This window comes from Streptomyces sp. NPDC054961 (assembly GCF_053609145.1).
Genome location: NZ_JBSGWY010000039.1, coordinates 20,065 through 33,470 on the forward strand (window position 1 = coordinate 20,065; position 13,406 = coordinate 33,470).

General features: G+C 69.9%; 10 protein-coding genes. All 10 read left to right on the top strand.

What is annotated here, in order from left to right; genetic code table 11:
* Positions 1–517 precede the first annotated feature (517 nt).
* The 10 genes from ACWF9Z_RS28465 (at position 518) to ACWF9Z_RS28510 (ending at position 13,367) form a co-directional block, all read left to right on the top strand.
* Positions 518–2,341, top strand: a complete 1,824-nt coding sequence (locus ACWF9Z_RS28465; protein ID WP_453606469.1) for a 3-hydroxyacyl-CoA dehydrogenase family protein — start codon at positions 518–520, stop codon at positions 2,339–2,341.
* A 166-nt stretch (positions 2,342–2,507) separates the two neighbouring features.
* Positions 2,508–3,371 carry a TetR family transcriptional regulator gene (locus ACWF9Z_RS28470; protein WP_453606470.1) on the top strand — a complete coding sequence of 288 codons (864 nt, stop codon included), beginning with the start codon at positions 2,508–2,510 and terminating at the stop codon, positions 3,369–3,371.
* 438 nt (positions 3,372–3,809) lie between these two features.
* A complete protein-coding gene (gene ccrA, locus ACWF9Z_RS28475; protein ID WP_453606472.1) occupies positions 3,810–5,147 on the top strand; it encodes a crotonyl-CoA carboxylase/reductase in 1,338 nt (445 codons plus the stop codon).
* Between the two features lie 31 nt (positions 5,148–5,178).
* Positions 5,179–7,284, top strand: a complete 2,106-nt coding sequence (locus tag ACWF9Z_RS28480) for a protein meaA (RefSeq protein WP_453606474.1) — start codon at positions 5,179–5,181, stop codon at positions 7,282–7,284.
* Positions 7,281–8,255 carry an HpcH/HpaI aldolase/citrate lyase family protein gene (locus ACWF9Z_RS28485; RefSeq protein ID WP_327256009.1) on the top strand — a complete coding sequence of 325 codons (975 nt, stop codon included), beginning with the start codon at positions 7,281–7,283 and terminating at the stop codon, positions 8,253–8,255. The genes ACWF9Z_RS28480 and ACWF9Z_RS28485 overlap by 4 nt, the downstream gene beginning before the upstream one ends.
* A 4-nt stretch (positions 8,256–8,259) precedes the next feature.
* On the top strand, positions 8,260–8,772 hold the full coding sequence (locus ACWF9Z_RS28490) for a MaoC family dehydratase (protein ID WP_453606476.1): 513 nt from the start codon (positions 8,260–8,262) through the stop codon (positions 8,770–8,772).
* A gap of 4 nt (positions 8,773–8,776) precedes the next feature.
* Entirely contained in the window at positions 8,777–9,982 is a 1,206-nt protein-coding gene (locus tag ACWF9Z_RS28495; RefSeq protein ID WP_356652072.1) for an acyl-CoA dehydrogenase family protein, read from the top strand.
* Positions 9,983–10,167: 185 nt separating this feature from the next.
* On the top strand, positions 10,168–10,824 hold the full coding sequence (locus tag ACWF9Z_RS28500; RefSeq protein WP_328301641.1) for a phosphatidylserine decarboxylase: 657 nt from the start codon (positions 10,168–10,170) through the stop codon (positions 10,822–10,824).
* A 70-nt stretch (positions 10,825–10,894) separates the two neighbouring features.
* Positions 10,895–11,677: a CDP-diacylglycerol--serine O-phosphatidyltransferase gene (gene pssA, locus ACWF9Z_RS28505; RefSeq protein WP_453606583.1), complete on the top strand. Its 783-nt coding sequence runs from the start codon at positions 10,895–10,897 to the stop codon at positions 11,675–11,677.
* Between the two features lie 211 nt (positions 11,678–11,888).
* Positions 11,889–13,367, top strand: a complete 1,479-nt coding sequence (locus ACWF9Z_RS28510; protein WP_453606478.1) for an AlkA N-terminal domain-containing protein — start codon at positions 11,889–11,891, stop codon at positions 13,365–13,367.
* Positions 13,368–13,406 lie beyond the last annotated feature (39 nt).

Sequence of the window (13,406 nt, forward strand, 5' to 3'; positions counted from 1 at the left end):
TTCCTCGTGCTTTTTTTTGGGGCCTCGGTGGGCGCTCCGCGGGGTTTCTTACCACTGGTTGTTTCGCGCGGCACGGGTGGGGGCCGGCGGCGGCCGCCGCGCCGGGTTCCGGCACTGCGGTTGATCGATGATCGATGATCGGTACATTTGGGCGGTACAGGTCACATCTCCGCGCTCTGGCGGACCAGTTACCGACGGGTTACTGTCGCTACAACACGTACGAGGGCGGCCTGGTGACGCAGCCCCCTCGTGCCAGTCGGTTCTGCACGACCTCAGCACCACCTTCACGGCGTGACCCCGGGACAGGGCTCCGCCGTTTCCGCCCTCCGGGCTTTCCCCGGGCCGACGCCCGCGGGCATCCGCCGTCGGGCTTCCCCACGGGCACCTTCCCCACGGGCTCCGGGCTCCCTCCCTCAGGGTTCCCCGGGCATCTCCGCACGGCTTTCCGTACGGCATCCGCGCGCGCCGTGCGCCGCGCGCTCCCTCAGTCGTCACCCTCTTCCACTGGAGTCCCGCGATGGACCTTCCGTCCACGTCCAGTCAGTCCTCCCCCTCCTCCCAGCCGGCCCTGCAGACCATCGCCGTCGTCGGCCTCGGCACCATGGGCACCGGCATCGCCGAGGTGCTCGCCCGCGCCGGCCGCGAGGTCGTCGGCATCGACATCAGCGACGCCGCCGCCCGCCGCGCCACCGCGGCCCTGGCCGCCTCCACCGCCCGCTCCGTGGTCAAGGGGCAGCTCACCGAGCAGGAGCGCGAGGGCGTGCTCGCCCGGTTCCGCACCTTCTCCGAGCTGGGCGCCGCCGCCGAGGCCGATCTCGTCATCGAGGTCGTTCCCGAGTCCTACGAGCTCAAGCAGCGCGTCTTCCGCGAGCTCGACGCGATCGTCCGGCCCGGCGCGATCCTGGCCACCGGCACCAACGCCCTGTCGGTCACGCGGATGGCCGCCGAGTCGCAGCGCCCGGAGCGCGTGGTCGGCCTGCACTTCTTCAACCCGGTCCCGGCGATGAAGCTGGTCGAGGTCGTCTCCAGCGTGCTGACGGCCCCGCCGGCCGTCGAGGCGGTCACCGAGCTCGCCCGCCAGCTCGGCAAGGAGCCCGTCGCGGTCGGCGACCGGCCCGGTTTCGTCGCCGACGGCCTGCTGTTCGGCTACCTCAACCAGGCCGCCGCCATGTACGAGGCGAAGTACGCCTCCCGCGAGGACATCGACGCGGCCATGCGGCTGGGCTGCGGCCTGCCGATGGGCCCGCTCGCGCTGCTCGACCTGATCGGCGTGGACACCGCGCGCACCGTCCTTGAGGCCATGTACGCGTCCTCCGGCGACCGGCTGCACGCTCCGGCCCCGATCCTCGGCCACCTCGCCGAGGCGGGCCTGACCGGCCAGAAGTCCGGGCGCGGCTTCTACACGTACGAGGCCCCGGGCAGCCAGGTCATCGTCCGCGACCTGCAGACCCCGCCGGACGGCGACCTGGTCCGCGCGAGCCGTCCGGTGAACTCGGTCGGCGTGGCCGGTTCGGGCACCATGGCGAGCGGCATCGCCCAGGTCTTCGCCCAGGCCGGCTTCCCCGTGGTGCTCGCGGCCCGGAGCCAGCAGAAGGCGGACGCGGCGAAGGCCGCCATCGGCAAGTCCCTGTCCCGTGCGGTGGACAGGGGCCGGCTGACGGAGCAGGCCGCCGCGGCCACCATGGACCGGATCACGGCGGCGGGTTCGCTGGAGGCGTTCTCCGAGGTGGACCTGGCCGTCGAGGCCGTCGCCGAGGACCTCGCGGTGAAGCAGGAGCTCTTCCAGGCCCTGGACAAGGTCTGCAAGCCCGGCGCGGTGCTGGCCACCACGACCTCCTCGCTGCCGGTGATCGCGATCGCCCGCGCGACCTCGCGTCCGCAGGACGTGATCGGCATGCACTTCTTCAACCCGGCTCCGGCGATGAAGCTGGTCGAGGTGGTCCGGACGGTCCTGACCTCCGACGACGTGCACGCCACGGTCCGCGGGATCTGCGCCAAGGTGCGCAAGCACGCGGTGGACTGCGGGGACCGCGCGGGCTTCATCGTGAACGCGCTGTTGTTCCCATACCTCAACAACGCGATCAAGATGGTCGAGCAGCACTACGCCGGCATCGACGACATCGACGCGGCGATGAAGCTGGGCGGCGGCTACCCGATGGGGCCCTTCGAGCTCCTCGACGTGGTCGGCCTGGACGTGTCGCTGGCCATCGAGCAGGTCCTGCACAAGGAGTTCCGCGACCCGGGCCTGGCCCCGTCCCCGCTGCTGGAGCACCTCGTGGCGGCGGGCTGCCTGGGCCGGAAGACCGGCCGCGGATTCCGTGAGTACGCCCCCCGCCGGTAACCGACGGCGGGCCATCGAGCCGGATGCGTGGGGAGGGCTGCTCGGGTCTGCCGGACCCTCACGGCAGGCCGTACCTTCCGAGCCCAGTGCGGGCTCTCCCCCGCATCCACCAAGGCCCCACCACCCTCGGGAACGCTCTCCCGCACAAATGAAGTACTTTCGCTCTATGTCCCAGCCCGCCAAGACCTCGACCCGCGCCTCCTCGGCCTCCGACGCCACGGAGAGCCCGGCCGGCACCAAGGCGGCCGCGCAGCGGCTCAAGATGCGCCGCGAGCTGGCGGCGGCCGCGATGGAGCTGTTCGCGACCAAGGGGTACGAGGCGACGACGGTCGACGAGATCGCCGCGACGGCCGGGGTGGCGCGCCGGACCTTCTTCCGGCACTTCCGGTCCAAGGAAGAGGCGATCTTCCCGGACCACGACGACACCCTGACCCGCGCCGAGGCCGTCCTCGACGTGGCGCCGGCCCACGAGCACCCGCTCGACACGGTGTGCCGGGGGATCAAGGAGGTCATGAAGATGTACGCCGCCTCGCCGGCGGTGTCGGTGGAGCGCTACCGGCTCACCCGCGAGGTGCCGGCGCTGCGGGAGCGGGAGATCGCCTCGGTCGCCCGTTACGAGCGGCTGTTCACCCGCTATCTGCTCGCGCACTTCGACGAGCAGGACCACCACGACGGCAACGACGACCCGCTGCTGGCCGAGGTGGCCGCCTCGGCGGTGGTCACGGCCCACAACCACGTGCTGCGGCGCTGGCTCCGGGCGGGCGGCCAGGGGGACGTCGAGGCGCAGCTGGACCACGCCTTCTCGATCGTGCGCAAGACCTTCGGCTCCGGGATCGGCGCGGGGCGCACGCTGGGCTCGGGCACGGCGGCACACGCCCCCGCTCCGGCCCAGGGTGCCACGGTGGCCGGGGCCCCGGCAGCGGCCGCGGTCCGTACCCAGGGCGAGGTGCTGGTGGCGGTGGCCCGTACCGACGCCCCGCTGGACGAGGTCATGCGGACCATCGAGGAAGCATTGAGGAACAAGCCGTAGAAGCTCGCCCTTCCCGCGCGTACGACTCGCGCACAGCTTGCGTCTAGCTCGCGTGTAGCTCGCGTCACAGTGGCCGCTCCCGTTCCGGGGGCGGCCGCTTTCGTTTGTCCGGGTTGCCCCTACTCGCCGGTAACTCTGATCGATCATCGCTCATCCGTGCAGGTCAATCCACGAATGAGAGAAAGTTTTGGCACGCGGTGCCTTGCTGAGTGACACGGGGTGCCATACGTTAAATCTTGTCCGGATGTCCCCGCGGCCCAGCCCACTCGGCACGGAACGCGCCCCGGATGCCTGCGTCACCAGGCCCCCGCAACGCCCCACCACGGGCAACGCGCAGCAGCACCCCAGCCGAATCGACGGCGCCCCGAAAACCCCACCGCTCCACGCAACCCGTCTACCTCAGCGCACCCTCATCAGCGCACGGCCGGAGGCAACACCGTGAAGGACATCCTGGACGCGATCCAGTCGCAGAGCGCTTCGTCCGCCGACTTCGCAGCCCTGCCGCTCCCCGACTCGTACCGCGCGATCACCGTGCACAAGGACGAGGCGGAGATGTTCGCCGGGCTCACCACCCGCGAGAAGGACCCGCGCAAGTCCCTGCACCTGGACCAGGTCCCGGTGCCGGAGCTCGGCCCGGGCGAGGCCCTGGTGGCCGTCATGGCCTCTTCGGTCAACTACAACTCGGTGTGGACCTCGATCTTCGAGCCGGTGTCCACCTTCAGCTTCCTGGAGCGCTACGGGCGCCTCTCGGAGCTCACCAAGCGCCACGACCTGCCGTACCACGTCATCGGTTCCGACCTCGCGGGCGTCGTCCTGCGCACCGGTCCCGGCGTCAACGCCTGGAAGCCGGGCGACGAGGTCGTCGCGCACTGCCTCTCGGTCGAGCTGGAGTCCTCGGACGGCCACAACGACACGATGCTCGACCCCGAGCAGCGCATCTGGGGCTTCGAGACCAACTTCGGCGGCCTCGCCGAGATCGCCCTGGTCAAGTCGAACCAGCTGATGCCCAAGCCGGACCACCTCAGCTGGGAGGAGGCCGCCTCCCCGGGCCTGGTCAACTCGACCGCGTACCGCCAGCTGGTCTCCCGCAACGGCGCCGGCATGAAGCAGGGCGACAACGTCCTGATCTGGGGCGCCAGCGGCGGCCTCGGCTCCTACGCCACCCAGTTCGCGCTGGCCGGCGGCGCCAACCCGATCTGCGTCGTCTCCTCCCCGGAGAAGGCGGACATCTGCCGCGCGATGGGCGCCACGGCGGTCATCGACCGCAACGCCGAGGGCTACAAGTTCTGGAAGGACGAGCACACCCAGGACCCCAAGGAGTGGAAGCGCTTCGGCAAGCGCATCCGCGAGCTGACCGGCGGCGAGGACATCGACATCGTCTTCGAGCACCCGGGCCGCGAGACCTTCGGCGCCTCGGTGTACGTCACCCGCAAGGGCGGCACCATCACCACCTGCGCCTCCACCTCCGGCTACATGCACGAGTACGACAACCGCTACCTGTGGATGTCCCTCAAGAAGATCATCGGCTCGCACTTCGCCAACTACCGCGAAGCCTGGGAAGCCAACCGCCTGGTCGCCAAGGGCAAGATCCACCCCACCCTTTCCAAGGTCTACTCCCTGGAAGACACCGGGCAGGCCGCCTACGACGTCCACCGCAACCTGCACCAGGGCAAGGTCGGCGTCCTCGCCCTCGCCCCGGAAGAGGGCCTCGGCATCCGCGACCACGAGCTGCGCGCGCAGCACCTCGACGCGATCAACCGCTTCCGCAACGTCTGAGTCCGCTCAAAGGCCATAAGGATCGCCTGAGATGACAGAGCGCCAGAAAGACCGTCCGTGGCTCATGCGGACGTACGCCGGCCACTCCACGGCCGAGGCGTCCAACGAGCTGTACCGCCGCAACCTCGCCAAGGGGCAGACCGGCCTGTCGGTGGCCTTCGACCTGCCGACGCAGACCGGCTACGACCCGGACCACATCCTCGCCCGCGGCGAGGTGGGCCGGGTCGGGGTCCCCGTCTCCCACCTGGGCGACATGCGGCGGCTGTTCCAGGACATCCCCCTGGAACAGATGAACACCTCGATGACGATCAACGCCACCGCCATGTGGCTGCTGGCGCTCTACCAGGTGGCCGCCGAGGAGCAGGGAGCCGACGTCTCCCTGCTCCAGGGCACCACCCAGAACGACATCGTCAAGGAGTACCTCTCGCGCGGGACGCACGTCTTCCCGCCCGGGCCGTCGCTCCGGCTGACGACGGACATGATCGCGTACACGGTCAACCACATCCCGAAGTGGAACCCGATCAACATCTGCTCGTACCACCTCCAGGAGGCCGGGGCCACCCCGGTCCAGGAGATCTCGTACGCGATGTCCACCGCGATCGCCGTCCTGGACTCGGTGCGCGACTCGGGCCAGGTGCCCGAGGAGCGCTTCGGCGAGGTCGTCGCCCGTATCTCCTTCTTCGTGAACGCGGGCGTCCGCTTCATCGAGGAGATGTGCAAGATGCGCGCCTTCGGCCGCATCTGGGACCAGGTCACCCGTGAGCGCTACGGCATCGAGAACGACAAGCAGCGCCGCTTCCGCTACGGCGTCCAGGTCAACTCCCTGGGCCTGACCGAGGCGCAGCCGGAGAACAACGTCCAGCGCATCGTGCTGGAGATGCTCGCGGTCACCCTCTCCAAGGACGCCCGCGCCCGCGCCGTGCAGCTGCCGGCCTGGAACGAGGCGCTGGGCCTGCCCCGGCCCTGGGACCAGCAGTGGTCGCTGCGCATCCAGCAGGTCCTGGCCCACGAGAGCGACCTGCTGGAGTACGAGGACATCTTCGCCGGCTCCCACGTCATCGAGGCCAAGGTCGACTCCCTGGTGGCCGAGTGCCTGGCGGAGATCGACCGGATCCAGGAGATGGGCGGCGCGATGGCGGCCGTCGAGTCCGGATACCTGAAGGGCGAGCTCGTCTCCTCGCACGCCGAGCGGCGGGCCCGGATCGAGGACGGCAAGGACAAGATCGTCGGCGTCAACTGCTTCCAGCAGACCGAGGAGAACCCGCTCACCGCGGACCTCGACGGCGCCATCATGACGGTGGACGGGACCCTGGAGGCGCAGACCGTCGAGCGGATCGGCCGCTGGAGGTCCGAGCGCCAGGAGTCCTCGGACCGGCAGGGCGAGGGCGACCCGTTCGTCTTCCCGACGGTCATGCAGGCCCTGGACCGGCTGAAGGAGGCCGCCGCCGGGACCGAGAACCTGATGGAAGCCACCCTGGAGTGCGCCCGCGCCGGTGTCACCACCGGCGAGTGGTCGAGCGCGCTGCGCGAGGTGTTCGGGGAGTTCCGGGCGCCGACGGGGGTCTCCTCGGCCCCGGTGGCCGTGACCGCCGAGGAGGGGACCCCCATGGCCCTCGTCCGCGCGAAGGTCTCCCGCACCGCCGAGGAGCTGGGCTCCGGCCGGCTGCGCCTGCTGGTCGGCAAGCCCGGCCTGGACGGGCACTCCAACGGGGCCGAGCAGATCGCCGTACGCGCCCGTGACGCCGGTTTCGAGGTGGTCTACCAGGGCATCCGGCTGACCCCCGAGGAGATCTCCTCGGCGGCGCTGGCCGAGGACGTGCACTGCGTGGGACTGTCCATCCTGTCCGGCTCGCACAGCGCGCTCGTGCCGGACGTGCTGGAGCGCCTGCGTGCGGCGGGGGCGGGTGACATCCCCGTCGTCCTCGGAGGCATCATTCCGAATGCCGACGCCGTGGCCCTCAAGGCCGCCGGGGTGGCCGCCGTGTTCACCCCGAAGGACTTCGGCATCACGGAGATCATCGGCCGTATCGTCGACGAGATCCGCAAGGCGAACAAGCTCCACCCGCTCGGCGACGCCGACGACAGCCACACCAACGACGCCATCGACACAGCTGCAAGCACGGAGGTCCCCGCATGACCACGCCCTCTTCCCCGGTCAACCGGCTGCGGCCGCGCCGCTCCTGCCTCGCGGTGCCGGGTTCCAACCCCCGGTTCCTGGAGAAGGCCCAGGGCCTGCCGGCCGACCAGGTCTTCCTCGACCTGGAGGACGCCTGCGCCCCGCTCGCCAAGGAAGGTGCCCGCCACACGATCGTGGAGGCGCTGAACCAGGGCGACTGGACCGGCAAGACCCGCGTGGTGCGCGTCAACGACTGGACCACTCACTGGACGTACCGCGACGTGATCACGGTCGTCGAGGGCGCCGGCCAGAACCTCGACTGCATCATGCTGCCGAAGGTGCAGGACGCCCAGCAGGTGGTGGCCCTCGACCTGCTGCTGACGCAGATCGAGAAGACCATGGGCTTCGAGGTCGGCAAGATCGGCATCGAGGCGCAGATCGAGAACGCCAAGGGCCTGGTCAACGTCGACGCGATCGCCGCCGCCTCGCCGCGGCTGGAGACGATCATCTTCGGTCCGGCCGACTTCATGGCCTCGATCAACATGAAGTCCCTGGTCGTGGGCATGCAGCCGCCCGGCTACGGCGCGGACGCCTACCACTACATCCTGATGCGGATCCTGATGGCGGCCCGCATGCACGACCTGCAGGCGATCGACGGCCCCTTCCTCCAGATCAAGAACGTCGACGGCTACCGCGAGGTCGCCGGGCGCGCCGCGGCGCTGGGCTTCGACGGCAAGTGGGTGCTGCACCCCGGCCAGGTCGACGCGGCCAACGAGGTCTTCTCCCCCTCCCAGGAGGACTACGACCACGCCGAGCTGATCCTCGACGCGTACGACTGGTGCACCTCCGAGGCCGGCGGCAAGAAGGGCTCGGCGATGCTCGGCGACGAGATGATCGACGAGGCCAGCCGCAAGATGGCCCTGGTCATCTCGGGCAAGGGCCGCGCCGCCGGCATGCAGCGCACCACCAAGTTCGAGATCCCGGAGGCCTAGGACCATGCAGTTCGGACGCACCTACGAAGAGTTCGAGATCGGCGCGGTCTACAAGCACTGGCCCGGAAAGACGGTCACCGAGTACGACGACCACCTCTTCTGCCTGCTGACCATGAACCACCACCCGCTCCACATGGACAGCAACTTCGCGGAGAACACCACCGACTTCGGCAAGAACGTGGTCGTGGGCAACTACATCTACTCGCTGCTGCTGGGCATGTCCGTGCCGGACGTCTCCGGGAAGGCCATCGCCAACCTGGAGATCGAGTCCCTGCGGCACGTGGCGCCGACCTTCCACGGCGACACGATCTACGGCGAGACCACGGTCCTCGACAAGACCCCGTCGAAGTCGAAGAACGACCGCGGGATCGTCTACGTGGAGACCAAGGGCTACAAGCAGGACGGCACCCTCGTCTGCGTCTTCCGGCGCAAGGTGATGGTCCCGACCGAGACGTACATCAAGGAGCGCGGCGGCGAGCAGCCCGGCCGCCCCACGCTGAAGGAACAGGGGAAGTAGAACCATGAGCCGACTTGCCCAGACCGCCGGCCTGACGGACGACCAGAGGGACATCCTCAAGACCGTCCGGGAGTTCGTCGACAAGGAGATCATTCCGGTCGCGACCGAGCTGGAGCACCGCGACGAGTACCCGCAGCAGATCGTCGACGGCCTCAAGGAACTCGGCCTCTTCGGCCTGATGATCCCGGAGGAGTACGGCGGCCTGGGTGAGTCGCTGCTCACCTACGCGCTGTGCGTCGAGGAGATCGCGCGTGGCTGGATGTCCGTCTCGGGCATCATCAACACGCACTTCATCGTGGCGTACATGCTCAAGCAGCACGGCACGCAGGAGCAGAAGGAGTACTTCCTCCCGCGCATGGCGCTGGGCGAGGTGCGCGGCGCGTTCTCGATGTCCGAGCCGGCGCTCGGCTCCGACGTGTCGGCCATCACGTCCAAGGCGGTGAAGGACGGCGACGAGTACGTCCTGAACGGCCAGAAGATGTGGCTGACCAACGGCGGCACGTCCACGCTGGTGGCCGTTCTGGTCCGAAGTGACGAAGGACACCCCGAGGGCACCGCGGCCCACAAGTCGATGACGACCTTCCTCGTGGAGAAGGAGGCCGGCTTCGGTGAGGTCCGTCCCGGCCTGACCATTCCCGGCAAGATCGACAAGATGGGCTACAAGGGGGTCGACACCACCGAGCTGATCATGGACGGACTGCGCATTCCGGCCAATCGGGTGCTCGGAGGCCAGACGGGCCGAGGGTTTTACCAAATGATGGACGGGGTCGAGGTCGGCCGCGTCAACGTGGCGGCCCGTGGCTGCGGCGTAGCACAGCGTGCGTTCGAGCTGGGTGTCTCATATGCCCAGCAACGTCATACTTTCGGCAAGGCCATCGCCGAGCACCAGGCCATCCAGTTCAAGCTGGCCGAGATGGCTACCAAGGTCGAAGCCGCCCATGCGATGATGGTAAATGCAGCACGCAAAAAGGACTCCGGGGAACGAAACGACCTCGAAGCAGGGATGGCGAAGTACCTCGCCTCCGAGTACTGCAAGGAGGTGGTGGAAGACGCGTTCCGTATCCACGGTGGCTACGGCTTCTCGAAGGAGTACGAGATCGAGCGTCTCTACCGAGAGGCACCCATGCTGCTCATCGGTGAAGGTACCGCCGAGATCCAGAAAATGATCATCGGGCGACGCCTGCTCGAGGAGTACCGGATCCAGGGCTGAAAGTCCCTTTTGCGCTAGATCATCCTGTGGTTTTCCGCAAAAGAGTCACTGCCAGTCACTGGCCGACGGCCATCGACTCGGCTTCTGGCTTGCCCAGTTGTTGCGCGCAACCGATAGCATTCCAGTAAAGCCGCCGTCCCGTCCCCCTGTTTGCGGCGCGGCATCACCCGCTACGAAGGTCATCCATGCCCCACAGCCAAACCTCTGCACCTCGCGTCGGCCTCCTCGGTGGACGCCTCGCGCGCGGAGCATCGCCGTGGCTTCTGCCGACCGTCGCCACCGCCGCTCTCAGCCTCACCCGCGCCCGGAAGTCCGGACGCTGGGCGGCAGTGGCCGTGCCCACCACCGCGCTCGCGGCGGGCATGCTGTGGTTCTTCCGCGACCCCGAGCGTGAGATCACGCAGGGCCGGGTCATCTCGCCCGCCGACGGTGTGGTGCAGAGCATCATGCCGTGGAAGGACGGGCGGACCCGGGTCGCGATCTTCATGAGCCCGCTGAACGTCCACGTCAACCGCGCGCCCCTCGCGGGCACGGTGACGTCCGTGGAACACGTTCCCGGAGGATTCGTTCCGGCGTTCAACAAGGAGAGCGAGAACAACGAGCGCGTCGTCTGGCACTTCGACACCGAGCTCGGCGACATCGAGATGGTGCAGATCGCCGGCGCCGTCGCGCGTCGCATCGTCCCGTACCTGCCGGCCGGTACCAAGGTGGAGCAGGGCGAACGCATCGGTCTGATCCGCTTCGGCTCCCGCGTCGACATCTACCTCCCCGAGGGTGTCGAGGTCGCGGTCGAGGTCGGTCAGGCCACCACCGCGGGGGTGACCCGAATTGACCGTGACTGACCCTGAGACTCCGGCCACCGGCTGGGTGCCGGAGGCGTCCACGTCCGAGGAGGAGTCCGCCGAGGACGACATGCCGCTGTCACTGCGGCTGTCGATAGCGGACACCCTCACCCTCGGCAACGCGACCTGCGGATTCATGGCGGTGTACTTCACCACCACCGGGATCCTCATCCCGCACCTCACCGGCAGCGGTGAGTCGGGCATGGCCCGCAGCAGCGCCGCGACGGCCGTGATACTGATGCTGCTCGCGGCGGTCTTCGACCTCTTCGACGGCATCGTGGCCCGCAAGCTGCGCAGCTCGCCGATGGGCGCGGAACTGGACAACCTGTCCGACCTGATCAGCTTCGGGCTGGCGCCCGCGTACTTCGTCCTCGTCTACGGCATGGTCGCCGACGACGCGGTCCAGAAGATGTCGGCGCTGGCGGCGATCGTGGTGCTGCTGGCGGTCGTACTGCGGCTCGCGAGATTCAGCTGCGTGGCGATGAAGGACGGCATGTTCCAGGGCATGCCGAGCCCCTTCGGCGCGCTGACGGTCGTCTCGATCGTGCTGCTGGAGCTGCCGTTCGTGCCGACCCTGCTGGCGATCGTCGGGGTGGCGTGGCTGATGGTGAGCCGGGTCGAGTACCCCAAGCCGCGGGGTGTCCTCGCGGTGGCGATGCTGTGCTGGATCGTCGGGGCGATGGGGCTGCTGGCGGCCTGGGCGTTCGACGCCCCGGGCGGCGGGCTGCTGCTCCAGACGGGCTGCGCGCTGCAGATCGCTCTGGCGGCGACCATCCCGCTGTTCGCGACGACCCGTCGGGCGAACACGTTCCGCCACAACCGCCGTGAGGCGAGGGCCACGCAGGCCCCGTAAGCACGGCTGTACGCGTACGAGAGGGCCCCCGGCCGCCACCAGGCGACCGGGGGCCCTTCCGTGTGCGCGGGGCCCTCGGCGGCCGCTGGGCGGGGCTGGGCGGGGCAGGGCGGGGCAGGGCGCCGGATCAGGTGGGCACACGCCACCCCCGGGTAGCCTTGATGTCGGAAAACCGCCAGCCCCGGCATCGGCCCGCCGGGAGGATGGACCCATGTACACCGACACCGAGCGCTGCGTGAGGGCCGTCCAGTCCAAGGACGCTCGCTTCGACGGCTGGTTCTTCACCGCCGTCCGGACCACCGGGATCTACTGCCGCCCCAGCTGCCCCGCCGTGCCGCCCAAGGTCGAGAACATGACCTTCCTGCCCAGCGCCGCGGCCTGCCAGCAGAGCGGCTACCGCGCCTGCAAGCGGTGCCGTCCCGACACCTCCCCCGGCTCCCCGGAGTGGAACGCCCGCGCCGACGCGGTCGCCCGCGCCATGCGGCTCATCCAGGACGGCGTCGTGGACCGCGAGGGCGTCCCCGGGCTGGCCGCCAAGCTGGGGTACTCCGCCCGCCAGGTGGAGCGCCAGCTCAACGCCGAGCTCGGCGCCGGGCCCCTCGCCCTGGCCCGTGCCCAGCGCGCGCAGACCGCCCGGCTGCTGATCGAGACCTCCGAGCTCCCCATGGGCGACATCGCCTTCGCCGCCGGGTTCTCCTCGATCCGGACCTTCAACGACACCGTCCGCGAGGTCTTCGCCCTCGCCCCCAGCGAGCTGCGCACCCGGGCCGAGAAGGGCCCCAAGCAGGCCCAGGTGCCCGGCACGATAAGCCTGCGGCTCCCCTTCCGGACCCCCCTCAACCCCGACAACCTCTTCGGCCACCTCGCCGCCACCGCCGTCCCCGGCGTCGAGGAGTGGCGCGCGGGCGCGTACCGCCGCACGCTGCGGCTGCCGTACGGCACCGGCGTCGTCGCGCTGTCCCCGCAGCCCGACCACATCGGCTGCCAGCTCGCCCTCACCGACCTGCGCGACCTCACCATCGCCATCAGCCGCTGCCGGCGGCTCCTGGACCTCGACGCCGACCCCGAGGCCGTCGACGAGCAGCTGAGCTCCGACCCGCTGCTGGCGCCGCTCGTGGCCAAGGCCCCCGGGCGCCGGGTGCCCCGCACGGTCGACGCCGAGGAGTTCGCCGTACGGGCCGTCCTCGGGCAGCAGGTGTCCACGGCGGCCGCCCGCACGCACGCCGCCCGGCTGGTGACCGCGCACGGCGAGCGGGTCGGCGACCCCGACCCCGAGGGCGGGCTGACGCACCTGTTCCCGTCCTCGCAGGCGCTGGCCGAGCTCGACCCGCAGGCCCTCGCCCTGCCGCGCAGCCGCCGGTCCACCCTCACCACGCTCGTCGCGGCGCTCGCCGACGGGTCCCTCCCGCTCGGCATCGACAGCGACTGGGAGACGGCCCGCGCCGGGCTGGCCGCGCTGCCCGGATTCGGGCCCTGGACCACCGAGATCATCGCCATGCGGGCGCTGGGCGACCCGGACGCCTTCATCCCCGCCGACCTGGGGATCCGGCGGGCCGCGAAGGGGCTCGGCCTGCCGTCCACGCCGGCGGCGCTCACGGCCCGCGCGGCGCGCTGGCGGCCCTGGCGCGCCTACGCGGTGCAGTACCTGTGGGCCACCGAGGACCACGCCATCAACGTCCTGCCCGCCTGAACGGCGCGCACCGCCCGATCCGCCGACCCGCCCGATCCG

What these genes read in the sequence shown, in the direction of transcription:
- ACWF9Z_RS28500 (WP_328301641.1), top strand. Translation starts at nt 10,168, where the DNA reads ATGCCCCACAGCCAAACCTCTGCACCTCGCGTCGGCCTCCTCGGTGGA.
- ACWF9Z_RS28470 (WP_453606470.1), top strand. Translation starts at nt 2,508, where the DNA reads ATGTCCCAGCCCGCCAAGACCTCGACCCGCGCCTCCTCGGCCTCCGAC.
- ACWF9Z_RS28490 (WP_453606476.1), top strand. Translation starts at nt 8,260, where the DNA reads ATGCAGTTCGGACGCACCTACGAAGAGTTCGAGATCGGCGCGGTCTAC.
- ACWF9Z_RS28510 (WP_453606478.1), top strand. Translation starts at nt 11,889, where the DNA reads ATGTACACCGACACCGAGCGCTGCGTGAGGGCCGTCCAGTCCAAGGAC.
- ACWF9Z_RS28465 (WP_453606469.1), top strand. Translation starts at nt 518, where the DNA reads ATGGACCTTCCGTCCACGTCCAGTCAGTCCTCCCCCTCCTCCCAGCCG.
- pssA (WP_453606583.1), top strand. Translation starts at nt 10,895, where the DNA reads ATGCCGCTGTCACTGCGGCTGTCGATAGCGGACACCCTCACCCTCGGC.
- ACWF9Z_RS28480 (WP_453606474.1), top strand. Translation starts at nt 5,179, where the DNA reads ATGACAGAGCGCCAGAAAGACCGTCCGTGGCTCATGCGGACGTACGCC.
- ACWF9Z_RS28495 (WP_356652072.1), top strand. Translation starts at nt 8,777, where the DNA reads ATGAGCCGACTTGCCCAGACCGCCGGCCTGACGGACGACCAGAGGGAC.
- ACWF9Z_RS28485 (WP_327256009.1), top strand. Translation starts at nt 7,281, where the DNA reads ATGACCACGCCCTCTTCCCCGGTCAACCGGCTGCGGCCGCGCCGCTCC.